Annotated in this window: 19 protein-coding genes; 8 read left to right on the forward strand and 11 right to left on the reverse strand. The window is 68.4% G+C overall.

What is annotated here, in order from left to right:
• Positions 1-64: 64 nt before the first annotated feature.
• Positions 65-1,483 (forward strand): PLP-dependent aminotransferase family protein, encoded by a 1,419-nt coding sequence (locus tag V6K52_RS14240; RefSeq protein ID WP_353950772.1) that lies wholly within the window; start codon positions 65-67, stop codon positions 1,481-1,483.
• Between the two features lie 76 nt (positions 1,484-1,559).
• Here V6K52_RS14240 and mnmA read toward each other — a convergent pair whose 3' ends face one another.
• The 4 genes from mnmA to V6K52_RS14260 all read right to left on the reverse strand — a co-directional run bounded on the left by mnmA (position 1,560) and on the right by V6K52_RS14260 (position 5,805).
• The gene (gene mnmA / locus V6K52_RS14245) at positions 1,560-2,678 is read right to left on the reverse strand and encodes a tRNA 2-thiouridine(34) synthase MnmA (protein WP_353950773.1); all 1,119 of its coding nucleotides are present in this window, start codon (positions 2,676-2,678) and stop codon (positions 1,560-1,562) included.
• Positions 2,678-3,928, reverse strand: a complete 1,251-nt coding sequence (locus V6K52_RS14250; protein WP_353950774.1) for a cysteine desulfurase family protein — start codon at positions 3,926-3,928, stop codon at positions 2,678-2,680. Before V6K52_RS14250 ends, mnmA begins: the two co-directional genes overlap by 1 nt.
• Positions 3,929-4,043: 115 nt before the next feature.
• Entirely contained in the window at positions 4,044-5,000 is a 957-nt protein-coding gene (locus V6K52_RS14255) for an electron transfer flavoprotein subunit alpha/FixB family protein (RefSeq protein WP_353950775.1), read from the reverse strand.
• A gap of 13 nt (positions 5,001-5,013) precedes the next feature.
• Positions 5,014-5,805 carry an electron transfer flavoprotein subunit beta/FixA family protein gene (locus V6K52_RS14260; protein WP_353950776.1) on the reverse strand — a complete coding sequence of 264 codons (792 nt, stop codon included), beginning with the start codon at positions 5,803-5,805 and terminating at the stop codon, positions 5,014-5,016.
• A gap of 211 nt (positions 5,806-6,016) precedes the next feature.
• Here V6K52_RS14260 and V6K52_RS14265 point away from each other — a divergent pair, with 211 nt between their 5' ends.
• Positions 6,017-6,619 carry a hypothetical protein gene (locus V6K52_RS14265; protein WP_353950777.1) on the forward strand — a complete coding sequence of 201 codons (603 nt, stop codon included), beginning with the start codon at positions 6,017-6,019 and terminating at the stop codon, positions 6,617-6,619.
• Between the two features lie 22 nt (positions 6,620-6,641).
• Here the strand turns inward: V6K52_RS14265 and V6K52_RS14270 are convergent, their stop codons facing one another.
• Positions 6,642-7,445, reverse strand: a complete 804-nt coding sequence (locus V6K52_RS14270; RefSeq protein ID WP_353950778.1) for an enoyl-CoA hydratase-related protein — start codon at positions 7,443-7,445, stop codon at positions 6,642-6,644.
• On the reverse strand, positions 7,445-7,978 hold the full coding sequence (locus tag V6K52_RS14275) for a YbjN domain-containing protein (RefSeq protein WP_353950779.1): 534 nt from the start codon (positions 7,976-7,978) through the stop codon (positions 7,445-7,447). The genes V6K52_RS14270 and V6K52_RS14275 overlap by 1 nt, the downstream gene beginning before the upstream one ends.
• Positions 7,979-8,065: 87 nt before the next feature.
• Here V6K52_RS14275 and glgX point away from each other — a divergent pair, with 87 nt between their 5' ends.
• The 3 genes from glgX to V6K52_RS14290 all read left to right on the forward strand — a co-directional run bounded on the left by glgX (position 8,066) and on the right by V6K52_RS14290 (position 15,119).
• Positions 8,066-10,231 (forward strand): glycogen debranching protein GlgX, encoded by a 2,166-nt coding sequence (glgX, locus tag V6K52_RS14280; RefSeq protein ID WP_353950780.1) that lies wholly within the window; start codon positions 8,066-8,068, stop codon positions 10,229-10,231.
• An 88-nt stretch (positions 10,232-10,319) separates the two neighbouring features.
• Entirely contained in the window at positions 10,320-14,597 is a 4,278-nt protein-coding gene (locus tag V6K52_RS14285) for an FtsK/SpoIIIE domain-containing protein (RefSeq protein WP_353950781.1), read from the forward strand.
• Positions 14,598-14,870: 273 nt separating this feature from the next.
• A complete protein-coding gene (locus V6K52_RS14290) occupies positions 14,871-15,119 on the forward strand; it encodes a WhiB family transcriptional regulator (RefSeq protein WP_035905910.1) in 249 nt (82 codons plus the stop codon).
• 143 nt (positions 15,120-15,262) lie between these two features.
• Here the strand turns inward: V6K52_RS14290 and V6K52_RS14295 are convergent, their stop codons facing one another.
• A complete protein-coding gene (locus V6K52_RS14295) occupies positions 15,263-16,747 on the reverse strand; it encodes a sensor histidine kinase (RefSeq protein ID WP_353950782.1) in 1,485 nt (494 codons plus the stop codon).
• Positions 16,748-16,772: 25 nt separating this feature from the next.
• Complete coding sequence (locus tag V6K52_RS14300) at positions 16,773-21,758, reverse strand: NAD-glutamate dehydrogenase (protein ID WP_353950783.1); 4,986 nt, start codon at positions 21,756-21,758, stop codon at positions 16,773-16,775.
• Positions 21,759-21,901: 143 nt separating this feature from the next.
• Here V6K52_RS14300 and V6K52_RS14305 point away from each other — a divergent pair, with 143 nt between their 5' ends.
• Genes V6K52_RS14305 through V6K52_RS14315 form a run of 3 tightly spaced genes read left to right on the forward strand, consistent with a single transcriptional unit; the run spans position 21,902 to position 23,288 of the window.
• Positions 21,902-22,231: a hypothetical protein gene (locus tag V6K52_RS14305; RefSeq protein ID WP_353950784.1), complete on the forward strand. Its 330-nt coding sequence runs from the start codon at positions 21,902-21,904 to the stop codon at positions 22,229-22,231.
• Entirely contained in the window at positions 22,228-22,752 is a 525-nt protein-coding gene (locus V6K52_RS14310; RefSeq protein ID WP_353950785.1) for a hypothetical protein, read from the forward strand. The genes V6K52_RS14305 and V6K52_RS14310 overlap by 4 nt, the downstream gene beginning before the upstream one ends.
• 47 nt (positions 22,753-22,799) lie before the next feature.
• The gene (locus tag V6K52_RS14315) at positions 22,800-23,288 is read left to right on the forward strand and encodes a DUF2505 domain-containing protein (RefSeq protein WP_353950786.1); all 489 of its coding nucleotides are present in this window, start codon (positions 22,800-22,802) and stop codon (positions 23,286-23,288) included.
• Positions 23,289-23,303: 15 nt separating this feature from the next.
• On the opposite strand, the gene pruA is transcribed toward V6K52_RS14315, so the two are convergent.
• The 3 genes from pruA to V6K52_RS14330 all read right to left on the reverse strand — a co-directional run bounded on the left by pruA (position 23,304) and on the right by V6K52_RS14330 (position 26,868).
• Positions 23,304-24,932 carry an L-glutamate gamma-semialdehyde dehydrogenase gene (gene pruA, locus V6K52_RS14320; protein ID WP_353950787.1) on the reverse strand — a complete coding sequence of 543 codons (1,629 nt, stop codon included), beginning with the start codon at positions 24,930-24,932 and terminating at the stop codon, positions 23,304-23,306.
• 75 nt (positions 24,933-25,007) lie between these two features.
• Positions 25,008-25,424, reverse strand: a complete 417-nt coding sequence (locus tag V6K52_RS14325; RefSeq protein WP_353950788.1) for a hypothetical protein — start codon at positions 25,422-25,424, stop codon at positions 25,008-25,010.
• 10 nt (positions 25,425-25,434) lie between these two features.
• Positions 25,435-26,868, reverse strand: a complete 1,434-nt coding sequence (locus V6K52_RS14330; protein WP_353950789.1) for a wax ester/triacylglycerol synthase family O-acyltransferase — start codon at positions 26,866-26,868, stop codon at positions 25,435-25,437.
• Between the last annotated feature and the right edge of the window lie 45 nt (positions 26,869-26,913).

Consider the following 26,913-nt stretch of genomic DNA (forward strand, 5'->3'; position numbering starts at 1 on the left):
ACACCAAGTGGACCCGCTACGAGAACCACTATCGGCCGAACACAAGGACCAGTATCCTGGAGCTGTGCCCCGCTCCCCCCGCACCATCAGTCTCGCGCTGCGGCTCGACCGGAGCGACCGACCGCTCCGGCACCGCATCGCTGACGCGGTGGTCGCTGAGCTGCGTGAGGGTCGGCTGCGTCCGGGTGACCCCCTCCCCTCGACGCGGGTGCTCGCCACGGAACTCGAGGTGTCCCGCGGACCCGTCGTCGCGGCATACGACGAGCTGGCGGCGGCCGGCTTCATCGAGACGCGACCAGGGTCGGGTGCGGCGATCGCACCGGGGGCCGACCGCGCCGCCCGGGCTGGGGCCCTGTCGTCGGTCGAGCCCATGGACCCGTACCCGACGACGGGCCCGGCCCCCACCCGCCGCGAGGTGAGGTTCGACCTCCGCCCGGGGCGTCCGGACGTCGGCTTCCTTGACCAGACCGCGTGGCGTCGCGCGTGGCGGCAGGCGGCCTCACAGATGCCGACCAACGACCTCTCTCCCGGGCCCACGCACGTCCGACTGCGGGAGGTGCTCGCCGATCACATCCGACGCAGCCGGGGCATCCCCATCGCTCCGGACGACCTGCTCATCACACCGGGCGTGAGCGCCACCCTGCAAGCGCTGCCGGCCGCCCTGGGCCTGGTCGGACGCACTGTCGCCGTCGAGGATCCGGGATACGTCGAGGCGTGGACAGCGTTCTCCGACAACGGTTCTCGCATTCGCCCGCTCCCTGTTGACGACGACGGTCTCGACCCGGCGATGCTCCGACGCAGCGACGCCGCGGTCTACGTCACGCCCTCGCACCAATACCCCCTGGGCGCCCGCATGCCCGTCGCCCGCCGCACCGCACTGCTCGACTGGGCGCGAGACACACACGGGCTCGTCATCGAGGACGACTACGACGGTGAGTTCCGCTACGACGTCTCACCGTTGCCTGCGCTGCGTTCCCTCGAGGGCGCTGACGACCACGTCCTCTACATCGGCACGGCGTCCAAGATCCTCGTCCCCACCCTGCGGGTCGCTTGGCTGGCCCCGCCGACGCATCTGCGCGAAGCCATCGGGCTCGAGCTCGAACGGCGCAGCCTGCTCGTCAACGAGATGACCGGCGAAGCCGTCGCCGAATTCATCTCCAACGGTTCCCTCGCCGCCCACCACGCTCGCGCTGCTCGGACGTATGCCGCTCGGCGCGCCCGGCTCGTCGCCGCCCTCGCCCGACACCTGCCGGACCATCGGCTCAGCGGGGTCGACGCCGGTCTGCACCTCGTGCTCCTCCTGCCCGAGGCCATCGACGACCACGAGGTCTCGATGTCGCTTCTGCGCCACGGGGTCTCGGTCAACCCGCTGTCGGCCTACTGCGTCAACTCGGTCCGGCGCGGACTCGTCATTGGGTATGCCGGCTTGTCGGAGTCCCACGCCGACGCCGCCGTTCGTGCCCTCGCCCGCGGCCTCACCTGAGACGTCACCCCTCGCAACGTCTGCGGATTCGGTCGCTAGAACCACCACACGCGCAGACGCAAGGGGTTGGAAGGTGTCAGCTGGCACTGGTGCGGGCGCGCGCAGTGGAAGCGATCGTCGCCGACCCGACCACGCGGGTGCCCTCGTAGAGCACGACCGACTGCCCCGGAGCGACCCCGCGGATGCGTTCGTCGAGCCGCACATGGACGAGTTCGGGGTCGGTGTCGTCGACTCGGGCCCACGCGGGAACCTCTTCGCCGTGCGCCCTGACCTGCGCTCCGACCCGCACCTCGCCGCTGGGCGCGGCGCCGCACCATCGGGCGTGATCGGCCGCGATGACGTCGACGCCCAACAGGTCCTGGGTGCCGATGAGCACGCGGTTGGTCGGGGCATCGACACCCACGACGTAGCGCGGCTCGGCGTCGAGGGCCGACCGGTCGAGACCGAGACCACGCCGCTGACCGACGGTGAAGCCATAGGCGCCCTGATGGACCCCCACGACCTCGCCACTGGCCGAGTCGACGATCTCCCCCGGCTGCTCGCCGAGCTGCTTGGTCAGCCAGCCCCGAGTGTCACCGTCAGGGATGAAGCAGATGTCATAGGAGTCCGGCTTCTTGGCGATTGAGAACCCCCGAGCCGCAGCCTCTTCGCGAATCTGCGGCTTGGCCGTGTCACCGAGCGGGAAGAAGGCGCGCGCCAGCTGTTCGTCGTCGAGGACGCCCAGCACATAGGACTGGTCCTTGTGGGGATCGACGGCGCGGTGCAGCTCACGATGCACCGCACCCGCGTCATCCGTGCGCTCGACGATCTGCGCGTAGTGCCCCGTCGCCACCGCGTCGAACCCCAGCGCCACGGCCCGGTCGAGCAGGGCAGCGAACTTGATGGACTCGTTGCAGCGCAGGCACGGGTTCGGTGTGCGACCCGCTTGGTACTCGGCGACGAAGTCGTCCATCACGTCGCGTTGGAACCGCTCTGCCATGTCCCACACATAGAACGCAATGCCGAGCCGGTCAGCCACGCGCCGCGCGTCACCGGCGTCCTCGATCGTGCAGCACCCGCGGGCCGACTCACGCAACGTCGCCGCCGAACGCGACAGGGCCAGGTGCACTCCGACGACCTCGTGTCCGGCATCGAGCATCCGCGCAGCCGCAACAGCCGAGTCCACTCCCCCGCTCATCGCTGCGACGACGCGCATCAGGCCGCTCCACTCGCCCGACGGGCGCGCTCGACGACACCGGGCAGCGCCGCGAGGAACGCGTCGACGTCGCCGTCGGTCGACGTGTGGCCGAGCGACAGTCGCAGGGCCCCACGCGCCTCGGCCTCGGGATAGCCCATGGCAAGAAGCACGTGACTCGGCTGTGGGACACCGGCCTGGCACGCCGAACCGGTCGAGCACTCCACACCCGCCGCGTCGAGGAGATAGAGGAGCGAGTCGCCCTCGCAGCCGGGGACGAGCAGATGCGCGTTGCCCGGGAGTCGGTCCGTGGCGTCGCCCTCGGTCCAGCAGCCACTCACACTGATGCCGAGTTCGAGCCCCAGCGCGCTACCGATGAGCCGGTCCCGCAGGACGGTGAGGCGCTTGGCCTCGACGTCCCGCTCGGCGACCGCTTCGGTCAGAGCCACAGCAAACGCGCGTATGCCGGCCGCGTCGAGAGTGCCTGAGCGCACCTGCCGCTCCTGCCCACCTCCGTGGACGAGCGGGACGAGTCGGGCATCGCGGCGTGCAAGCAGGGCTCCGACACCGACAGGGCCACCGACCTTGTGGGCTGACACGGTCATGAGGTCGGCCCCGCTCGCAGCGAAGTCGACGGGAAGCTGACCGACGGCCTGGACGGCATCGGTGTGGAACGGCACACCGGCCTCGCGGGCCACGGCGGCGAGTTCGGCCACGGGCTGCACGGTCCCGACCTCGTTGTTCGCCCACATGACGCTGACGACGGCGACGCCCCCCGCGTCGGCACCGTCGGCACCGTCGGCACTGTTGGCACCGTCGGCACTGTTGGCACTGTTGGCACTGGCGAGCACGGGAGTGATCGCGGCCCGCAGGTCGTCGACCAGGATGTGGCCGCAGCGATCCGGCTCCAGCCAGGTGACCTCCGCGCCCTGCGCCTTCACGAGGTGCTCGACCGGGTCGAGGACGGCATGGTGTTCGATGCCGCCCACGACGAGACGGCGGGCTCCCACGGAAGCCAGCCGTGCGGCATACGTGCCCTTGATGGCCAGGTTGTCGGCCTCGGTGCCGCCGGACGTGAAGACGACCTCGGACGGTCGGGCGCTGAGCGCTCCGGCGATCTCCTCGCGCGACTCCTCGACGACCGCGCGAGCTGCGCGACCGGAGGTGTGCAGCGAGGACGGGTTGCCACCGCGCTCACTCTGTTCGATCCACGCAGCACGAGCAGACGCCCGCATGGGGGTCGTCGCAGCATGGTCCAGGTACGCGCTCACCAGCCGATTCTACGTTCCGTCCTCATGAACCACTGATTGCCCTTTCGGCTGGCCCCCGAACCACTGATTGCCCGTTTGACCAGTGGCCGAACGGGCAATCAGTGGTTGTGGTGCGTCAGGCCTTGGCCTTCTTGACGGCCTCGGTCGCCTGCGGGAGGACGGTGAACAGGTCACCGACGACGCCGAAGTCGACGAGCTCGAAGATCGGTGCCTCTTCGTCCTTGTTGATCGCGATGATCGTCTTGGACGTCTGCATGCCGGCGCGGTGCTGGATCGCACCCGAGATGCCCGCCGCGACATAGAGCTGCGGTGAGACCTGCTTGCCGGTCTGGCCGACCTGGTTGCTGTGCGGGTACCAGCCGGCGTCGACGGCCGCGCGCGAGGCACCGACCGCAGCACCGAGGGTGTCGGCGAACTGCTCGACCGGACCGAAGTCGCCACCCGTGCCACGACCGCCGGAGACGACGATCTTGGCCTCGGTGAGCTCCGGGCGACCCGTCGCCTCCTTGGGCTTGGACTCGGTGATCTTGGCGGCCTTGGCGGCGTCCGAGAGGGTGAGGTCGATCTTCTCGAGCACCCCTGCGGCCGGAGCCGGCTCGATCGCAACCGAGTTGGGCTTGACCGCGACGATGGCGGCGCCCTTGGTGATCGTGGACGTGACCGTGTAGGAACCGGCGAAGACCGACTGGGTCGTCTCGACGCCCTCGCCACCGGCGGTGACGTCGACGGCGTCGGTGATGACACCCGACTCGGTGCGGATCGCGAGGCGCGCTGCGATCTCCTTGCCGGAGGTGTTGCTCGGGATGAGCACGGCGAGCGGGGAGGTCTTCTCGACGACCGACGCGAGGATCTCGGCCTGGGGGGCAACGAGGTACTCAAGGGCGTCGGGGGCGTCATAGACATAGACCTTGGCCGCGCCGTACTTGGCGAGGGTGACCTGGGCGGTCTCGGCACCGGGGCCGATGTAGACCGCGGAGGGCTCGCCGAGACGGCGGGCGATCGTCAGCAGTTCGGCGGTCGCCTTGCGGATCTTGCCGCCAACGTGGTCGACGAGGACGAGAACTTCAGCCATGGGTGGATTCTCCTCAGAGGAACTTCTGGGCGGACAGGTACTCGGCGAGCTTGGTGCCACCATCGCCCTCATCGGTGACGATCTGGCCCTGCTCACGCGGCGGACGCTTGGTGAAGGACGTCACCTTGGTCCACGCGGCGTCCAGGCCGACCTGACCCGCGTCGACACCCAGGTCAGCGAGCGTCCAGGTGTCGACCGGCTTCTTCTTGGCGGCCATGATCCCCTTGAACGAGGGGTAGCGGGGCTCGTTGATCTGGTCGGTGACCGACACGAGCGCCGGCAGCACCGACGTGATCGTCTCGGACGCGGCGTCACCATCGCGACGGATCGTGACCGACTGACCCTCGAGGGTCAGCTCGGAGGCGTAGGTGACCTGCGGGAGGCCCAGGCGCTCGGCGACCATCGCGGGAACAACACCCATGACGCCGTCGGTCGAGGACATGCCCATGAGGACGAGGTCGGGGTTGCTGCCACCGGAGGTCTTCTTGATCGCCTCGGCCAGGATGAGCGACGTCGCGGCGGCGTCGGAGCCGTGGATGGCCTCGTCGCTCACGTGGACGGCCTTGTCGGCTCCCATCTGCAGGGCCTTCTTGACCGCGTTGACGGCCTGCTCGGGACCAACGGTCACGACGGTGACCTCGCCTTCACCGGCCTCGGCGAGTTTGAGCGCCTCCTCGACGGCGTACTCGTCGATCTCCGACAGGAGACCTTCGACGCCTTCGCGGTCCGTGGTGCTGTCGGCCTCGTTGAAGGTTCGGTCGGACTGTGCGTCAGGCACGTACTTGACGCAGACGACGATGTTCATGCGTGTCTCGTCCTCATCTGTGGGTGGGTAGATACGTTCACGGTCGAGCGTATGCCGCGTGCTCGCCCTCCGGAGAATTCTCCGGGCGTGATGGTGGGCACAGAAATCTTTGCCGTGACTCCCCCGCCCACTCCCGGCTGTGAGTGAGAGACCATCGATGGAGAGCGAGACGGACCGCGCGAGAGCTGCCCACCCACGAGGAGGAGAACCCGTGTTCAAGGTGCTGCTGCTCGACCTCGACGGGGTCCTTCGCGTCTGGGATCCAGACCTGACCGCGACGGTCGAGTTGGCTCATGGGCTCCCCACCGGGACCTTGTCCGTCGCCGCGTTCGCCCCTCACCGGCTCCTTCCGGCTCTCACGGGGGACGTCGACGACCAGGCCTGGCGGGATTCGGTCGTCGAGGCCGTCGCCGCCGACCACGGTGACGCAGCCCAGGCTGCCGTCCACGACTGGATGGGGCCCACGGGCACCGTCGACCACGAGGTTCTCGACATCGTGCGCCACGCCCGCTCGCAGCTGCGTGTCGTGCTCTTCACCAACGCCACCAGCAGGCTGGGCGACGACCTCGATCGACTCGGGCTGACCGACGAGGTCGACGGGGTCATGAGCAGCGCCGAACTGGGCCTGACCAAGCCCGACCCCGACGTCTTCAGTCGCACAGCTCTGCAGAACGGCCTGATGTTCAGCGAGATCGCCTTCGTGGACGGCTCCTCGGAGAACGTCGCCACCGCCGAGATCCTCGGGATCCGATCGCACCTCTACACAAACGCCGGAGGTCTGCGGGCCTTCGTGGACGCGATCCTCAGTTCTTGACCCACCACCGACTTCGTCTGTCTCAGGCGCCTTCGAACGTTGCCTTGCCGGGGCCGCTCTCGATGAACGAAGCCATACCGGCCGCGCGGTCCTTCGTGGCGAAGAGCGATGCGAAGAGCATCCGTTCGATCTCGAGGCCGCTCTGCAGATCGGTCTCGAGGCCCGAGTCGATGGCCTCCTTGGCCGCACGGATCGCGTAGGCCGGCCCACCGGCATACCGCTTCATCATCGCTTTCGCGGCCGCCAACAACGGATCAGGACCTCGCTCACTGCCATCATCGAGATCCACGACCTCGTCGACGAGACCGATGGACAGCGCCTCGTCGGCGTCGATGAACCGACCCGTGAAGATGAGGTCCTTGGCCTTGGCCGGCCCCACGAGGCGCGCCAGTCGTTGGCTGCCCCCTGCTCCGGGGATGAGTCCGAGAAGCACTTCAGGCTGGCCGAGCTTGGCGCCCCTGGCCGCGATGCGGAAGTCGCACGCAAGGGTGACTTCGCAGCCACCGCCGAGGGCGTAGCCCGTGATGGCGGCGACGGTCGGCTTGGGGATCCGGGCGAGGGCACGGGTGAAGTCCTGGAAGAGGTGCGAGTGATCGACCATGTCCGTGTAGGACCAGTCGGCCATCTGCTTGATGTCCACACCTGCCGCGAAGACCTTCTCTCCGCCGTAGACGATGACGGCCGAGACGTCCTTGCGCTCGGTCGCCTCGAGGGACGCGGCGATGATGCCGCGCTGCACCTCATCGTTGAGAGCGTTCATCGGCGGCCGATCGAGTCGGATGATGCCGATGCCGTCTTCGACCTCGAGGCGGACGAGCTGGGTCATCAGCTGACCTGCCCCGGAGTGGATCCGTTGGCGTCGGGGCCGGACTGGCCAGAACCCTCGGGCGCGTCGTTCGGGACCTCGCCCTGGGTCTGTCCCGGCTCGAGGCCGAGCGCACGCTCGTGCCACAGCTGGACGCCCGAGAGGATGATCGAGGTGCTCACCTGGACGAGGGTCGCGACGTCCGCACCGTCGACGACGAGGTGCTCACTCGTCACGACGAGGGTGTTGTTGGCGACGCCGACCTTGACGCAGTTGAGCGACAGGTTGACCTCGTTGCAGGTGGCCGCAACCTTCTCCTTGTCGGCAGCGACCTCTTCGGGGAGGGTCCATTGACCGAAGATCCGCATGACGGGCAGCTCGCCCTCGGTGACGCGGACGAAGATCGTCTGGTCGTTGGCCTGGTAGGCGACGTCGCCGTCCGTGTCGATGTTGGGCTGCGCACCTGCATCGACGAGGACATCGAGGACTCGGCCCCGCAGCGGGTGCTCGTTCGCGGGCGGCGGGAAGTTGGGGAGAGAAGTCGGATCACTCATGAGTCCACCTTGTCATGCGTCCCGTGCGACGCGCGCGGGAGTGGGTGGCACCGCACCAGCGTCATCGGCTCTCAATAGGCTGCCGCCATGACGCCACTGACGTCCGCCGCCACCGCGCCCAGCCTCCGTGTCGCCCGCGACCTGCCGCCTGCACCGGGCGTCACCGTCGTGGACGGCGGCATCGAGGTGAGCGTCTATGCCGGACACGCCGACTCGGTCGAGCTGTGCCTCTTCGACGCGGCTGATGCCGAGGGCTCCACCGAGCGCCGGGTGCCGCTCGTCGACCACGCGTTCGGCTGGTGGTTCGGCTTCGTCCCCGACGTCACCGTGGGCCAGCGCTACGGCTTTCGCGTCGGGGGTGCCTGGGACCCCGAGCAGGGGCTGCGGCACAACCCGAACCAGTTGCTCATGGACCCCTACGCCCGCGCGATCGAGGGTGAGGTCCGCTGGGGACCGAGCGTCTACGGACACGTCGTCGACCACACCACCTGGCACGGCGATGGCTCTGCACCCTCGGAGACCGACTCGGCCCCCGACATGCCGCGATCGGTCGTCATTGACCGCTCCTTCGACTGGGGCGAGGACTCACCGCCGGCCGTGACGCGCAGCGAGACCGTGATCTACGAAGCCCACGTCGGCAACCTCACGATGGAGTTGCCGGGGGTGCCGGAGGATCTTCGCGGGACCTATGCCGGAATGGCGCATCCTGTGACGATCGCCCATCTCACCGAGTTGGGTGTGACCGCGGTCGAACTCCTCCCTGTGCACTCCTTCGCCTCCGAGCCGGCGCTTGTCCGCAAAGGTCTGGCCAACCACTGGGGCTACAACACGCTGGGGTTCTTTGCTCCTCACGCTGCGTATGCCGCGTCCACCGATCCGCAGGGCGCCCTCGATGAGTTCAAGGGCATGGTCAAGCTCCTCCACGCCGCCGGGCTCGAAGTGCTGCTCGACGTCGTCTACAACCACACGGCGGAGCAGGACGGCACGGGCGCGACGCTCATGTTCCGCGGCCTCGACAACCGCGCCTACTACCGGCTCGATGAGCGCGGTCGCGACATCGATGTCACCGGGACGGGCAACACCCTCGACCTGCGCCATCCGGTCATGTGTCGCCTGGCCCTGGACTCGCTGCGCTACTGGGTGCAGGAGTGTCACGTCGACGGCTTCCGCTTCGACCTCGCCGTCGCCCTCGGGCGTGGACGCACCGACGAGTTCGACCCCGACCATCCCTTCCTCGTCGGGCTCCGCACCGACCCGGTGCTGTCGGCCACCAAGCTCATCGTCGAGCCGTGGGACGTCGGCATGCACGGCTGGCGCACCGGGCAGTTCCCGCCGCCGTTCTCCGAGTGGAACGACCGCTTCCGCGACTCCGTGCGTGACTTCTGGCTGGCCGACCACCGACCGGCCGTCCCCGGGCACGTGGCGCACGGCGTGCAGGACCTCGCCACCCGACTCGCTGGCTCGCGTGACCTCTTCGGTGCCCGCGACCGCGGCCCGACGGCGTCGATCAACTTCGTCGCGGCCCATGACGGGTTCACGCTCGCCGACCTCACGGCATACGACGAGAAACACAACGAGGACAACGGCGAGGACAACAACGACGGCTCCAACGGCAACCACTCCTGGAACCACGGCGTCGAGGGGCCGACCGACGACGAGCAGGTGCTCTCTCGGCGGCGACGCTCGATGCGCAACCTGCTCGGCACGCTCCTGTTGTCCTCGGGCATCCCCATGATCAACGCCGGCGACGAGTTCGGACGCAGCCAGAACGGCAACAACAACCCCTACAACCAGGACAACGCGACGACCTGGTTCGACTGGGACCTCGCGCCATGGCAGGACGACCTCCTCGCCACCACACGACACCTCCTCGCGATCCGTCGGGAGCACCCCGCGCTGCGCCAGCGGACCTGGGCCCTGGGCCGCGAGGTCCACGAGGACGGATCGATCGACCTCGCCTGGTATGCCGCTGACGGCTCACCGATGGGGGACTGGTCCTCCCCCGACAACCGCACCCTGCAGATGCTCGTCAACGGCGCCTGGCTCGGACACGAGTCGGTTCTCGTCGTGCTGCACGGCGGCCAGGACGAGCGACAGGTGACGCTGCCCAAGGCGCCGAGCCTTGCGGCATACCGGCTCCTCTGGGACAGCGCCTGGGAGCGGCCGGAGGACGGCGACCGATCGGACGCCGGCTCGCAGGTGATTCTCGCGGCGCTCAGCATGCGTGCGTATGCCGTGACCGACCCGACCTGACCGCGCTCCGGGCGCCGTTCCGGCGCATGTCCTCCGGTCCTGTGGATAAGTCGACGGCCGCTCTTGGTTGTGTCTCTAGCGTTCACGTATGCCGTCCTCGATCGACTTCGACGTGACCTTGCACTGGCCCAGCCGGCGCGAGAGCGGGCTCGACGTCCACCTCACCGCCCCCGACGGGGCGACGCTCGCGGATGTCCTGCCGCTCCTGCGCGAGCTCGCGGGCAGTGCGCCGGCTCGAGTGTCCTGCCGTGGCAGGGAGGTCGCCCCGCAGGCACTTCTCGGAGCGCCGCCCCTCGTGCACGGCGCGGCCCTGGTCTTCGATGAACCCCGACGTTCGCCGGTCCCCGTGTCCGCGCCCGTGGACGTCGCCGTGGTCGCTGGGCCCGATGCCGGACGCCGCGTCCCGCTGACTGCGGACGGGGTGGTGGTGGGGCGATCGGCAGGCATCGGACTGAGCCTGTCCGACGAGCGACTGAGTCGAAGGCACGCACGAATCAGCCTGTCCGACAGCGGTTTTCGCGTGACCGACCTCTCCTCGACCAACGGCACTCGTTGCGGGGCAGAAGTGCTCGTCGACGGTGGCTCCACGGACGTTGACGGATCTGAAGTGATCGCCATCGGTGACTCGCTACTGCGGCTCGTGCGAGCAGTGGGCACCACGGCGTCGATGCTGCCGCGCGGTGACGGCCGCGTCGTCGTCAACCGTTCGCCCCGAACCCGCCCTCCCGAACTGTCGCTGACGATCACCGCGCCCACGCCCCCGACGGCACCTCGGCGAGGGCGCATCCCCTGGATCGCCGCCGCTCTCCCCCTCCCCTTCGCCGGACTGCTCGCGGCCTTCTTCGGGCCACAGATGTTGGCCTTTGCACTGCTCTCGCCGCTGATGCTCGTCGGCAACGTCCTTGGGGACCGCTGGGGTGGGCGGCGCGAGTACGCGAAGGATCTCGCCGCACACGAGATCGAGCTGACCGACCGACAGGCCGAGTTCGACGCCCTCCGCCGACTCGAGCGCGAGCAGAGGTGGCGCGACCTCCCGGACCCGGCGACCGTCCTCGACATTGCGAGCGGTCCAGGCACCCGCCTGTGGGAGCGCCGTTGCAGCGCAACGGATTTTGGGCGCGTGCGGCTGGGCGTCGGCGAACTCGCGACGAGGACTGGATGGGCGCCTCCCGGGGGCAGGGACACGCAACACCCGTCACTGCCTGACCTGCCCGTCGAAGTGGGCCTCGATGAGGTTGGCGGGCTGGGGATCGCCGGATCACCGTCAGAGGTCGAGGCGATGATCCGCCACGTGTTGGGCCAGGTCGTCACCCTGCACTCACCTCGCGACCTGAGGGTGCTCGTCCGCTCGGACGGACGTGACTCCCACGGTGACGCCGGGTCCCTGGCATGGGCGCGATGGCTCCCGCACACCGCGGCCCACGGAGACCTGGCGACGTGCCTCGAGGCGCTGCGGCAGATCGTCATCACCCGAGAAGCCGAGCAGAGGCGTGACGGTCGGGTGCGCGAGCCACGGGTGCTCCTGGTCCTTCCCGAGTGCGAGACCGACCTCGGCGTCGGCGAGCTGATCGATCTCATCGAACGCGGTCGGGAACTCGGCGTGTGGTGCCTCGTCGGCGCACGCACCGCAGCTGCCCTTCCGTCGTCATGCCACGCCGTGGTGGGAGTGGGTTCTCGTGGTGGCGCCGGGCCGGGGGATCGGGTGGCCCGACTCGACGTCGACGGCGCCGAGCCAGTTGCCTCGTTCAGCCCGGACCAGGTCGGCTGGTGGTGGGGTGAACGCATCGGCCGCTCGCTGGCGGCGTTGGTCGACGCCTCGGGGGAGGCCGACGTCGTCCCCGCATCGGTGGACCTGCTCGACGTCCTGCCATGGCTCGACGGTGCCCACTCGCTGGCGCCACCCGCGTTGGCCGCGCACTGGCAGGAGGGTCACGGGTCGCCGCTCGCACATGTCGGGAGGGGCGCCGGGAGTGAGTGGACGATCGACCTCGCCATGGACGGTCCTCACCTCCTCGTCGGCGGCACGACCGGCTCGGGCAAGTCCGAGCTGCTCCGCACTCTCGTCACCTCTCTGGCGCTCGAGTGCTCTCCGGACGACATGACGTTTGTCCTCGTCGACTACAAGGGTGGTTCGGCCTTCGGTGAGTGCGCCGACCTGCCGCACACCGTGGGGCTGGTGACCAACCTCGACGACGGTCTTGCCCGCCGCGCCCTCATCAGCCTCGACGCCGAGATCACGCGCCGTGAAGGACTGCTCGCGGGCTCGGGCGCGCGGGACTTCGACGACCACCATCGTCGCGTCGGTGACCTCCCGCGGCTCGTCATCGTCATCGACGAGTTCCGGTTGCTCGCGGACGAGCTACCTGACTTCGTCGACGGGGTGGTGTCGCTGGCCGCCGTCGGTCGCTCGCTCGGGGTGCACCTCGTGCTGGCCACCCAACGACCAGCTGGCGCGATCACCGCCGACATCCAGGCCAATGTCAACCTGCGGATCGCCATGCGCATGCGCGATGTCGCTGACTCGACCGACGTCATCGGAACCCCGGACGCAGCTCACATCGCCACGGACCGGCCAGGACGAGGCTTTGCCCGGGGAGGAGATGGCGAGCTCCTCGAGTTCCAGTCGGCCCGCGTTGGCTCCGGCACGGCCGCAGCGACCACGGTGGTGACGGTTCTCGATGCGTTGGGCCGACCGGCTGGAGCCAGGCTGGTCCAAGCGCCGACCTCGCCCGCCTCGCCCACCACCCCATCGGGCGAGCCAGTTGGCGAGGCGGGCAGCCCCCCACACGTTGATCCCGGCGTCGGCGCAAGTGGCCTTGCCGCCCTGGCGGGGACAGCTCAGGCGGCCGCCGCACTGCTCAGGGTCCAGCCTCCTCATCGACCGTGGCTTCCACCCCTCTCGGAGATCCTCGAGAGCGCAGAAGTCGGCGCGCGGGGGATCGGGCTGCTCGACTCCCCCGCGCAGCAGCGACAGGACGTGTTCGCGCACACCGAGCACGACGGTCACTGGCTCATCGTCGGCGGGCCGCGCTCGGGACGCACGACGAGTCTCCGCACGATTCTTGCCTCGCATGTCGCTCAGCCGGGCAGCCCGATCCATGCCTACGTCATCGACACCGGTGGCGACCTGGCCGACCTCGAGGCCCTCCCCCACGTCGGTGCGGTCGTTCGAGCAGACGATGTGTCGCGGGTGCGTCGGCTTCTCGACCACCTGCGGTCGCGGACGGAGCGTGCTGGGGCGACACGGCCCTCAACGCTGCCGCCAGTGCTCCTACTCGTCGATGGCTGGGAGCGACTCGACTCCGACGCAGACCTCACCATCGGCGGACTGCGCGACGACCTGCTCGAGGTGATGCGCTCCGGGGACACGAGCTTGCGGGCGGTCATCACGGGCGACCGGTCTGCACTGGCGAGTCGGCTGAGTGCAGTCGTCTCCGAGACCTTCCTCCTCCCCCTCGCGGATCCCTCCGACGCGACGTATGCCGGACTCTCCCGCCGAGACCTCCCCTCCAGTCGCGTACCCGGTCGCGGGTTGCGACTGCGTGATCGGGTCGAGGTGCAGTTCGCCCTGCGCGACCCCCTGACCGAGGCGGTCGGGCCACTGCCCGACTCGGCGACCCCCTTTGCCCTGCCTCAGTTGCCTGACGTGGTCGACCACGCCGGCCTCCTTGCCGGCCACTACGCCAGCAGCGGGCCGCCGGCGATGGCAGGCCGTGCGGGAACCCTCATGTCCTCTGAGGTGGGTCACCCCGGACCCCTGCCGGTGGGCCTGTCCGCTGAGACCGGGTCGACTGCCTCACTCGACCCTGAGCGACACGGCCGCCGCATTCTCGTCGCTGGTCATGCGCGGACAGGGCGTTCGACCACGCTCGCCACCATCGGACGCTCCGCCTTGGCCGACGGTCGGCCGGTTGCTGTCGTCGAAGGGCGCGGAGGGAACGTCGGTCGCAGGGTCGGCGCGACGGTCCTGGTCGACCCGTGGGATGTCCAGGGGCTGATCGACGCCAAACGTCGCCATCCGGATCTCGTCGTGCTGATCGACGACGCCGACCGACTTGATGGCACGCCGGTCGAGCCAGTTCTCGGCGAGATCCTCGCGCTCGTCGACCGCGACGCCGGCCTCGTCGTGGCAGCCACCACCCTCACCGCTGTGTCCCTGGCGTTCCGTGGGATCGTTCACACCGTGGCACGCGAGCAGTCCGGCATCCTGCTTAGTCCACGCGCACCCAGCGACGGCGACGCGTTCGCAATTCGAGCACCACGCGGCCTGGCTCCTCTGCCGGGGCGAGCGCTCCTCGTGAGCGGTCGGCAGCACAGCGAGATCCACATCGCTCAGGCGCTTTCACCCAAATGTCTCAGCGTCTGACGAGCCACCACGGAACACAATCGGGGCATGGGTCGTTGCGCGGTGAGGACGAAGATCCGCCGGAGGGTCTAGGCTCGAAATCTTGGTCGCCATGAAAATCGGACGTCATACCACCGAACGCCTGCGGAATTGGGTCGTGGGGTCTAGACTGAAGGTTCGGACGTCTGTGTGTCTACGTCCGTTTGGTTTGCAAGGACGCAACCCCGGTTGGTCCTTGCTCACCCCTGCAAGCGGCCAGCACCATCTGAACTCCACGGACAAGGAGCACCACCCATGGATTGGCGCGACCGCGCTGCCTGCCTCGATGAGGATCCCGAGCTGTTCTTCCCGATTGGGAACACCGGCCCGGCGATCATGCAGATCGAGGAGGCCAAGGCTGTCTGCCGCCGTTGTGAAGTCGTTGACACCTGCCTGAAGTGGGCGTTGGAGTCCGGACAGGACGCTGGCGTCTGGGGCGGACTCTCCGAGGACGAGCGACGCGCACTCAAGCGTCGCAACGCCCGCGCTCGTCGCGCAGGCTGACTCACAGCACGACACTCGACGGCCTCGCCATTGCGGCGAGGCCGCTCTTGTCTCTCCCGGCAAGTCGGGCGTTCGAACGCGTGGTGAGCGGGCGGCATACTCCGCGCCTGAGTCACCGCCGAGCGCGACAGAACAGACCAGACCTAGTGGCGGGTCAGCGGACGCAAACGGGCGGTGAACTCGACGCGCGTGCCCTGGGGTGACGCCGGCTCCCAGCGGATCTTGCCCTGGAGGTCCTGGACGAGAGAAGTGACGATCCGGGTGCCCAGCCCTGCGAGGACGGGCCGGAAGCCGGCAGGCAGTCCGGTGCCGTCATCGGTGATGGTGACAGTGAGTCCGTCGACACCTTGCTCCACCTCGGCTCGCTCCACCTCGATCGAGATTGATCCACCCCGTGAGGCCAGCCCGTGCTCGACGGCGTTCTGGACCAGCTCGGAGACGATCATCGCCAGCGAGGTCGCATCTTCGGCGCGCATCCGTCCGAAGGACCCGAGCACCATTGAGTCGACTCGATGCTCGGTGACCGCGATGTCGACGACGGCCCGCAGTCCGCGGACCGCGATCTCGTCGAAGTCGACCGTCTCGTCGATGCCCTGACTGAGGGTCTCGTGAACGAGGGCGATCGTCCCGACACGCCGGACGGCTTCGTCAAGAGCATTGCGGGCTCCTTGGTCCGGGACGCGTCGCGACTGCAGGCGCAGCAACGCGGCCACCGTCTGGAGGTTGTTCTTGACCCGGTGGTGGATCTCACGAATTGTCGCGTCCTTGGTGATGAGCTCCTGTTCGCGCCGACGCAGTTCTGACACATCGCGCAGGAGCAGCATCGCACCGTCGCGACTACCTCCCGCGGTGAGCGGGATGGCTCGCAACGTGACGGTGGCTGACTGCGTCGAGACCTCGGTCCACCAGGGCGCTCGACCCGTGATGACGACGGCAAGGGATTCGTCGACCGCCGATCCCGACGACTGCAGCAGCTCGGCGACGACGGTCGCGAGCACTTCGCCGATGACGTCCCCGCGGTGCCCGAGCCGATGGATGGCGCTGATCGCGTTGGGGCTGGCATAGAGCACTCCCCCGTCGACGTCGAGGTGGAAGACACCATCACCCACGCGGGGTGCGCCTCGTCGGGCGCCGGTCGGGGCGGCGGTGCTCGGGAACTCCCCCGCCGCGATCATCCGGGTCAGGGCGGCGGCGAGGTGGCGATAGGTCAGCTCGAGCCGACTCGGGGTCCGACCCGTGACCACGTTGGCGTGCTGGGTGATGACCGCGAGCGCGCGGCCCTCCTTGACCACCGGGATGGCTTGCTCGCGCACTGCCGTCTCACCCTGTTGCTCAGGCTCACGAGCGGCCACGATCCGACGATGCCGGTAGGCCTCGTCCAGGATGGGGTCGCGCCAGCGCCCGGAGGTCCTGCCGACGACGTCGTCATAGAAGACCATCGGTCCCGTGTTGGGCCGCACGTGGGCCACGGCAAGCCATCCGTCAAGGCCCGAGGGGACCCAGAGAACGAGGTCGGCGAAGGACAGATCGGCGATGAGTTGCCAGTCACCAACGACAAGGTGGACCCACTCGATGTCGGCGTCCTCCAGGGTCGTCGAGGCCCGGAGGGATTCGGCAAGGGTGCTCACGAGCCGAGCCTAGGTCGTGGGACGCTCACTTCCCCGAGCGGACCATGGACCGGAGCGCCCGGAGCGCAACCGACAGTGCCGCGATGTTGGGCTTCTCCAGCGAACGTATGCCGGTGAGCTGGCTTGCGCCTCGAGCCACACCATCGGCGTTGGCTCGGCTCCACGACTCGATGCGTTCCTCGGCGGTGACCGTGCCGTCACCGTCGAGGTCATCCTCGAACTCGAAGACGTTGCGGGTGAAGGCTTCGAGGACGCCATAGAGGTCGTCTCGCAGGGCGCCGCGAGCCAGCGCATCCCAACGGTCGTCCCGCGGGAGCCGTGCCACGCGGGTGAGCATGCCGTCGATGCCGAAGCGCTCGGACATGCGGAAGTAGACCTCGGCAACATCGCCCGGCGTGCGGTCAAGGTCGGAGGCAATGTCGACGACATCGAGCAGCGAGTAGGAGTCGAGGAGAGACGCCGCCCGCTGAGCGAGCTCCACCGGCACCCCGGCAGCCTCCCAGTGAGCAGCCTGGCCCACGACACGCTCGCGCTCTGTCCCCTGGAGCAGCTCGGGGATGCGGGGCGAGAGCTCGGCGACGACAGCAGCGAACCGCTCGACCTCGGTGGTGATGTCGAGGCGGTTGGGACGGGCGGCCAACAGCCAACGGACCGCCCGATCGAGCAGCCGTCGGAACTCGAGATAGAGCTCGGTCTGGACCGACGTGGGCAGGATGTTGTCGAGCGCCTCGACGGCTTCGACGTGACCGCGCAGGTCAAAGACCTCGCGGCAGACGATGAACGCGCGGGCCACCTGCTCCGGGCTGCCCGCAGCCTCCTCGTGCGCACGGAAGGCAAAGGTGATGCCGCCTCGGTTGACCATGGAGTTCACCACGGAGTTCGTGACGATCTCGCGGCGCAGCGGATGCTCACCCAGCTCCGCGGCATACGCCTCGCGCAGCGCCGCCGGGAAGTAGTGAGCCAGCGTCGCCTCGAAGTAGGGGTCGTCGGGGAGGTCGCTCTCGAGGATGTCCTTCTTGAGGGCGAGCTTGGCGTAGGCCACGAGCACCGAGAACTCGGGCGACTTGAGGCCGATGCCGTCGGACGCGCGCTTCTCGATCTCGGCGTCGGTCGGCAGGAACTCGAGCGCCCGGTCGAGCTCACCCCGCTCCTCGAGCCAGCCCATGAGCCGCATGTGCACGGGGACCATGGAGACCTCCTGCGCCCGGGCGTTGCCGAGGAGGACGTTCTGCTCGTAGTTGTCGCGCAGGACGTGGTCAGCCACGTCGTCGGTCATCGACGCCAACAAGATGTTGCGCTCGTCAGTGGTGAGGTCACCGCGACGGACGACGTCACCGAGCAGGATCTTGATGTTGACCTCGTGGTCGGAGGTGTCGACTCCCGCACTGTTGTCGATGGCATCGGTGTTGACGCGCACTCCTGAGAGGGCCGCCTCGATGCGCCCGAGTTGGGAGAGCCCGAGGTTGCCGCCCTCACCGATGACCTTGACCCGGAGCTCGTTGCCGTCGACGCGGATGGCGTCGTTGGCCCGGTCGCCGATGGCGAGGTGGTCCTCGCTCGATGCCTTGACATAGGTGCCGATGCCGCCGTTCCAGAACAGGTCGGCAGGCGCCAGGACGATCGCGTGGATGAGTTCCGTTGGGGTCATCGTCGTTGCGTCCTCGGGCAGACCCAGTGCCGCACGCATCTCAGGTGTGATCGCGACGGACTTGAGGGTGCGCGGGAACACACCACCGCCCGCCGAGATGAGCGATCGGTCGTAGTCGTCCCACGAGGATCGCGGCAGCTCGAACAGGCGCGTCCGCTCCTGGAACGACTGTGCGGCAACGGGATCGGGGTCGATGAAGACGTGTCGGTGGTCGAAGGCTGCAACGAGGCGGATGTGCTCCGAGAGCAACATGCCGTTGCCGAAGACGTCGCCGCTCATGTCGCCGACGCCGACGACGGTGAAGTCCTGCGACTGACTGTCGACACCCATCTCGCGGAAGTGCCGCTTCACCGACTCCCACGCGCCGCGGGCGGTGATGCCCATGGCCTTGTGGTCGTAGCCGGCGGAGCCACCCGATGCGAAGGCGTCATCGAGCCAGAAGCCGTAGGACTGTGCGACGCCGTTGGCGATGTCGGAGAACGTGGCTGTGCCCTTGTCCGCGGCCACCACGAGGTAGGGGTCGTCCCCGTCGTGCCTGACGACCCGCTCGGGCGGCTTGATCTCGGTGCCCACACGGTTGTCGGTGAGGTCGAGCAGTGCCGAGATGAAGGTGCGGTAGGCAGACTGTCCCTCCTCGAGCCACTTCTCGCGGGACAGGGCAGGGTCGGGGAGCTTCTTGGCATAGAAACCACCCTTGGATCCGGTGGGCACGATGACGGCGTTCTTGACCATCTGCGCCTTGACCAGACCGAGGATCTCGGTGCGGAAGTCCTCGCGCCGGTCGCTCCATCGCAGGCCACCGCGGGCCACCGACCCGAAGCGCAGGTGCACACCTTCGACCTGGGGGCTGTAGACCCAGATCTCGTATGCCGGCCGCGGGGCCGGGAGGTCAGGTATCGCCTTGGGGTTGAGCTTGAGTGAGACGTAGGGCTTGGCTTCCGCTTCGCCCTCGGTCTCGGTCTCGCCTTCCCCCTCGGTCTCGCCTTCCCCCTCGGTCTCGCCTTCCGGCTCGGCATCGGCGTCAGGAGTGATGGACTGGAAGAAGTTGGTGCGCAGGGTCGCCTGCATCACGGCGAGGAAGGAACGGATGATCCGATCCTCGTCGAGAGAGCTGACGTCGTCGAGGGCACCCGTGATGCGCTCCGCGATCTCCTGCTCTGCGGCCGCGCGTTCCTCGCTCGCCCCGCCGTCGAAACGGTCGGGGTCGAACCGTGCCTCAAAGAATGCGACCAGGCCGATGGCGATCGCGGGGTTGGAGACGAGGGCGTCCTCGAAGTAGGACTGGCTGAAGGTCGCCTGTGTCTGTCGGAGGTACTTCGCGACGGTGCGCAGGATGACGACCTGGCGCCAGGTGAGGCGGGCCGCAAGGACGAGCTGGTTGAAGCCGTCGGACTCGGCCCGGCCGTCCCACACCGCGAGGACAGCGCTCTCGAACAGGTCACGGAGATCCTCGTGGGACACGCCCGCCCAGACCTGCGGGTCGTTGACCTGCAGACCGAAGTCGTAGACGTGCAGCATCGCACCGTCGGAACGCGTGACCTCGTAGGGCTGTTCGTCGATCACCTCGACGCCCATGTCGGTGAAGATCGGCAGGATGTCGGTGAGCGACAACGGATCGATGCGGAAGAGCTTGAACCGGCGAAGGGTCTGCGCCGAGCCCGTCGGCCGATAGAGGGCGACGCTCGTGCGCCGGTCGTCACCCAGCCGGTCGAGGTGGTGCAGGTCGGCAACACCCTGGACCACCGAGAACGTCTCTTCGTAACCCGTGGGGAATCCGCGACCGAACTTGTCGAGCAGGCGGTCACCCTCGACCTCGCCGAGCCGGTCGCGCAGACCATCACCAAGACGGTCGGACCAGTTGCGACTCACCTCGACAAGTCGGCGCTCGAGCTCGGTGCGCTCGTTGTCGTCCAGAGGCTGGACGCGCTCACCGGCCGGGACCCGGACGACGAACTGCAGCCTGGAGAGGGCTCGCTCACTCACGCTGGCGGTGAACTCGACGCTCTCACCACCGAAGGCATCCTTGAGGATTGCGGCCATGCGGGTGCGCACGCCGGTGTTGTAGCGGTCGCGCGGAATGTAGACCTGGCACGACACGAAGCGCCCGAAGTCATCCTCACGAAGGAAGAGCTTGGTCCGGCGTCGCTCCTGCAGTTGGGTGACCGCCATGGCGGTCTCGTAGAGCTGCTCCGGGCTGGCTTGGATGAGCTCGTCACGGGGGTAGGTCTCGAGGACCTCGACGAGGTCCTTGCCGGTGTGGGAGTCAGCCGCCAGACCGGATCGATCGAGCACCGCGGCGACCTTCTCGGACACGACGGGCAGCCGCAGCACCGACTCGGTGTAGGCCGTCGAGGCATAGAGCCCGAGGAAACGCTTCTCGCCCAGCGTCTGCCCGTCTGGGGAGTAGGTCCGCACGCCGACGTAGTCCAGGTATGCCGGACGGTGCACCGTCGAGCGCGAGTTCGCCTTGGTGAGGACGAGAACCCCTTGCTCGCGTGCCTTGCGACTCGACTGCGGAGACAGCGGGGTGAGCGGCTTGTCTGCGGGAGGGTCCTGCTGCAGCATGCCGAGTCCGGTGCCGCTCAGCGGGCGGATGACATCGCCCTCGTCGGTCGCCTCAAGGGCGTATTCGCGGTAGCCGAGGAAGGTGAAGTGGTTGTTGGCCATCCACCGCAGGAACGCCACGGCCTGCAGGACCTCGTCGGGGTCGACGCCGGCTGGCGGCGCCCCTTCGAGCTCGGCCGCGATGACGAGGGATCGGGTGCGCATCTTGGGCCAGTCGTCGACCGCTTCGCGCACGTCCCCGAGGACGTTCTCGAGGATCGCCCGAAGCTGCTCGCGCCCGTTCTGCTCGCTCTCTCGGTCGATGGTGAGGAGGATCCAGGACTCGGAGAGGACCCCGGACCCCCCGGCGGCAGACGTGGCGGTGGCGCAGTCCTCGTCGCAGGTCTCGAGGAGTTGCCCCGCCGCATCACGTCGGACGCGCAGCTGCGGGTGAACCACGAGGTGAATGTCGATGTCACGCTGGACGAGCGCTGACGTGACGGAGTCGACGAGGAAGGGCATGTCATCGGTGACGATCTGGATGACCGTGCGAGCGCTCGACCAACCGTCGGTCTCGGTCGTGGGATTGAACACCCGAACCGCTGCCTCGCCCGGAACGCGCGTCTGCGCGATCTCAAGGTGGGACTTCACCGTTCCGGCGAGGGCCTTCGCGGATCGGCTGCTGAGCTCCTCGTCGGGCACATGGCGGTAGTAGCGACTCACGACGACAGGCCCGTCAGGCCGGTCATCGAGGTCGGCGAACGCCGTGACGATGGGGTCGAGCGTGGTCGATCGGGGCTGGACCGATGACTCCGTCATGGTGCGCTGCAGATCCTTTGGTGGCGGCGTCGCCGATGGCCTTCGGCGGGACACAACTCTGTGTCCGAGACCGAGACTACTCACCCTGGCGGGGCTGTGGATGAGGGGTCGGTCGAGTGACTGCTGAGCACTAGAGTGACGAGGTGCGCAGGCCCGTCGACTCCCCAGCTCTCACCGAGGTGAGCGCCGTTCTCGAGGGCCTGTCCGACACCACGGCAGCCGTCGAGGACAACCTGCTGTCCTGCCTCGTCGTCATGGGTGAGCCCGACGCACAAGTCACGGTCGATGCCTGGGTCGACCAGGTCGTCGACCTTCTGCGCGCGGTCGACGAGGTCACGGGCCAACACCTGTCGACCCTGTCGCGCGTCTCGACCCGGCTCGGCGATCAGGCCACCGTCGACCTGGACACCGTCGATCAGCACGACGCCAGCCGTCGGCACCACGATTCCACCCACCCCGCGGCGCACCGATGAAGGGCCAGCTTCCCGGCGACCCCGGTTCGCTCGCTGCCGCTGGCACGGCGGCGCGTCAGGCCGCTCGCGATCTGGCCGGCGCGAGCGCTCGTGGCACCACGGCATACCTGTCGCTCAAGGACGCTTGGGGCACGTCCACCTCCGTGCGCACCCGCAAGGAGGGGCAGCGTTCGACGGCGGCCCTCGCCGAAGGCGGACGCCAGGCCGACGTTGTCGGCGCTGCACTGCAGGCGTATGCCGCGGAGCTGAGTGAGCTGCAGGCTCGCGCACGCCGGGTGGTCGACGCTGCCAGCACCGCAGGGCTCGTCATTGAAGGCGGCCAGGTGGGTCTCGGGTGGGGTGTCACCGGCGAGGCCGACCTCGAGGCGAGCAACGACCGAGCAGCACACGTGAGCAGTCTGCAGGCCGAACTCGACGGACTCACCGCGCAGCATCGGCGCCGTCGTGACCGGCTCCTCGCGGAACTCCTCACGTCGACCCGCGACCTTGCTGAACTTGCGGGCAACCTGCGCCTCGGGTGAAAGCCGCTGATGAGAGGATCAGGTCCCCGCCACGTGAGGAGATCCAGGTGAAGTTCACCCATCGAGCCGAGTACCCCGCAACCGCCGACGAGGTCTGGGCCGTGATGAGCACTCAGGACTTCCAGGATGCGAAGTGTGAGGCGACCACGACCGGTGACTGGTCGTCGAACGTGTCGACCACGGTGGATCAGACCAAGATCACGAGTGTGCGCGTGCTCCCCACGGACGACCTGCCGGACATCGCACGGTCCTTTGTGGGGTCGACCCTGACCATCTCAGAGATCCAGGTGTGGGGGCCGCCCGCCGCAGACGGCACCCGCACGGGCGATCTGCAGGTGCACATCAAGGGTGCACCGATGACCCTCAAGGGGACGGTTCGGTTGTCCCCCACCGCTTCTGGGAGCGTTCAGGAGATCAGCGGGGAGCTCAAGGTGAGCGTTCCGCTCATCGGCGGCAAGCTCGAGAAGGCTGCCTCCGAGCCACTCGCGCTGGCGGCGCAGACCGAGACCGATCTGCTCCGCCAGCGCGTCAGCTGAAGCTCGAGTTGGAGCTCAGCCCATGTGTGGGTAGGTGTGGTTCTTCGGCGGCACGAACGTCTCCTTGATGGAGCGCGGGCTCGTCCAGCGCAGGAGGTTCTGCGCCGAGCCAGCCTTGTCGTTGGTGCCCGACGCACGGCCACCACCGAACGGCTGCTGACCGACGACAGCGCCCGTGGGCTTGTCGTTGACATAGAAGTTGCCGGCCGCGAAGCGCAGCCGGTGCGACGCCTTGGCGACGGCGGCCCGGTCCTGCGCGATGATCGAGCCGGTCAGCGCATAGGCCGAGGCCGAATCAATGATGTCCATGACCTTGTCGAACTGGCGGTCCGGGTAGACGTGGACCGAGAGCAGCGGACCGAAGTACTCGGTCGTGAAGATCTCGTCGTGCGGGTCCTCGCCGACCATGATCGTCGGGCGCACGAAGTAGCCCGAAGAGTCGTCGTAGGTCCCACCCGCGACGATGTCGATGCCGCTCGTGGCCTTGGCCCGGTCGATCGCCGCCTTGTGCTTGGCGAACGCCCGGTCGTCGATGACGGCGCCCATGAAGTTGGACAGGTCTGTGACGTCGCCGACGGTCAGGCTCTCGGTGAGCTCGACCAGGTCCTTTTTGATGACCTTCCAGACGCTGCGCGGGATGAACGCCCGTGACGCGGCGGAGCACTTCTGGCCCTGGTACTCGAACGCGCCACGGATCATCGCCGTGCGCACGACATCGGGGTCGGCGCTGGGGTGGGCGAGGATGAAGTCCTTGCCACCGGTCTCACCGACGATGCGCGGGTAGTGGCGGTAGGTCGTGAGGTTGGACCCGATCTCCTGCCACAGGTTCTGGAAGACGCGGGTCGATCCGGTGAAGTGCAGGCCGGCGAACTCGGGGTGCCTGAGGACGACGTCGCTGACCTCGGTGCCGTGACCGGTCACGAGGTTGATGACACCCGGCGGCATCCCGGCTTCTTCGAGGATCTCCATGACGAACTGCGCCGCGAGTTGCTGCGTGTGCGACGCCTTCCACACGACGGTGTTGCCCATGAGCGCCGGCGCGGTCGGAAGATTGCCCGCGATGGCGGTGAAGTTGAAGGGCGTGATCGCGTAGACGAAGCCCTCGAGGGAGCGGTAGTCGGTGCGGTTCCAGATGCCGGGGGCATTGGCCGAAGGCTGCTCCTGAAGGATCTGGCGGGCGAAGTGGACGTTGTAGCGCCAGAAGTCGATGAGCTCACACGAGGCGTCGATCTCTGCCTGGTATGCCGTCTTGCTCTGTCCCAGCATCGTCGCGGCGTTGACCTTGGCGCGCCACGGACCGGCGAGCAGGTCGGCGGCCTTGAGCAGGATCGAAGCACGGTCGTCGAAGGACATGTCGCGCCACTCGGGAGCCGCGGCCTGCGCTGCGTCGACGGCGGCGCGCGCGTCGGCCTTGGTGGCGTCGCGGATCGTGCCGAGGACCTTGGCGTGGGCGTGCGGCTGGCGGACCGCGATCTTCTTGCCGTTACCCTCGACACGCTTGCCGCCGATGGTGTGCGGCAGGTCCCACGTGGTGCTGCCGACCTCGACAAGGGCCACCTCGAGAGCGGCGCGCTCCGGGCTGCCCGGTGCGTAGTCGCGGACCGGTTCGTTGATCGGAGCGGGGACCTGGGTCACAGCGTCCATCGGTGGCTTCCTCGATTCCATGGGGTGCTTGGGGGCATCCCATGGTCGCACGGAGCCGCGCGGATGTTGGAGGTGCTAGCTGCCGAGGAGAGTGACGACGTCGTCGAGCTCGGTGACGTCGTACCAGAGCAGATCCGAGACCTCGCCACCCGGCTCCTCGTCGACGTGGAAGGACGCGATCCGAGGGAGGGCGACGACCGAGTCGAGCTCGACCGCGGTGTCGTCCGGCGCCCCGCGTTGCACCACGGCGGCGTCGACGTCGGCGGAGGCGATGACGCGCCGTCCACCGTCGGCGGCACGATCGGCGGCGTCCTCAGCGGCAGCCGACCACGCGGCATACTCGCGTTCCTCGTCGTCGTTGCCGATCCCGGCACGGGTGCTGGGCGCGAGAGCTGAGTGTCCGGCAACGGGGGCGGGTCCGAGCTCGCCCGTCTGGCTCAGGGTCGCGAGCGCGGCGGGGTCGAGCGGGACATAGACGCGAACGAGGGGCACGGGGGTCCTTTCAGCGGGCTGCTCGGGAGCGCGGGGCTTCGAGCAGCTCCTGGAGGGCGTCCACGATCGACTGACCGAGCACGTCGACATCGGGCAGTGCGTCACGGTCGGCATAGAGCCCGTAGTAGACGCCACCGTCATAGGAGGTCAGACCGATCGACAGGGCCTTGGACTGACCGAGCGGCATCACCGGGTAGGTCGAGGCCATCTGGGCGCCAGCGACATAGAGGGGGTGCTGCGGGCCCGGGACGTTGGTGACCGCGACGTTGTAGAGGCGACGTGACATGGCGCCACCCAGGCGTGCGGCGAGCGTGTGCATCGTCGGCGGCGCAAAGCCCCCGAGCCCGGACAGGGTGTCGGCCCCGACTGCGCGACCGGCTTCCATCTGCTGCCTCATGGCGAAGGCGATCTGGTGGAGCCGCATGGACGCGCCCGGCTCCCCCACTGGCAGGTCCACGAAGCACGCCTTGAGCTCTCGCCCGGCGGAGAGTTGGTCGTCGTCACCATGGACGCTGACCGGCACCATCGCCCGAATGGTCGTCCCGCCGTGCACGCTCTCACCTCGCGTCATGAGCCAGGTCCGGAAGGCGCCGGTGACCGTGGCGAGGACGACGTCGTTGATCGTCACCTCGTCGGCGAAGGCGCCCTTGGTGAGCCGGGAGCGAATCTTCTTGTAGTCCTCGAGGTCCGTGCCCACCATGACGAAGCGGCGAGCCCGACCGACGCGGGCGTTGAGCGGCGATGTCGGCGCCGGGCTCGCGGAGGCGCGCGCCAGGGTCGAGGCCACCTCTCCCGCTGCGCCGAGCACGCGGCCAGCCGTGGCCTTGACGTCGGTGATGCCGGATTGCACCGTGTCGACGATCTGGCTCGGTGTGCGCACCGTGTCGGCGAGCGCACTGACAACGAGCTCGGTGTGGGAGGGTCCGCGGCTCGGACGCCACGTGTCGTCGACGCTTTCGGCGCCGGGGGTCTCAGAGTCCTCGAGGATGAGGTGGGCGACGTCGACGGCGTGGACACCGTCGACGAGCGCCTGGTGGGTCTTGGTGATGATGGCGAACCGATCATCGGCCAAGCCTTCGACGAGATAGACCTCCCACAGCGGGCGACTGCGATCGAGCGGGCGCGGTTGGATCCGCGCGATGAGTTCCTCGAGCTGCTCGTCACCTCCCGGGCGGGGAAGGGCGGAGCGCCGCACGTGATAGGTCACGTCGAAGCGCTCGTCATCGATCCACACCGGGTTGGCGAGGCGACCGGGCACGGGCCGCACGCGCTGCCGGTAGCGCGGGATGTAGGCGATGCGGCGCTCGATGATGCCGACGAGCCGGTCGTAGTCGAACCCCTCGCTCGGCGCGTCGAAGACCATGACCGAACCGACATGCATCGGCGTGGTCGGTTCCTCGAGCGCGAGGAAGCTGCTGTCGAGAGTGCTCAGGCGGTCAGACACGGGCCCCATGCTCGCAGATCGCACCGCTCGCCCCGACGGAACGCT

This window comes from Knoellia sp. S7-12 (assembly GCF_040518285.1).
Lineage (GTDB): Bacteria > Actinomycetota > Actinomycetes > Actinomycetales > Dermatophilaceae > Knoellia.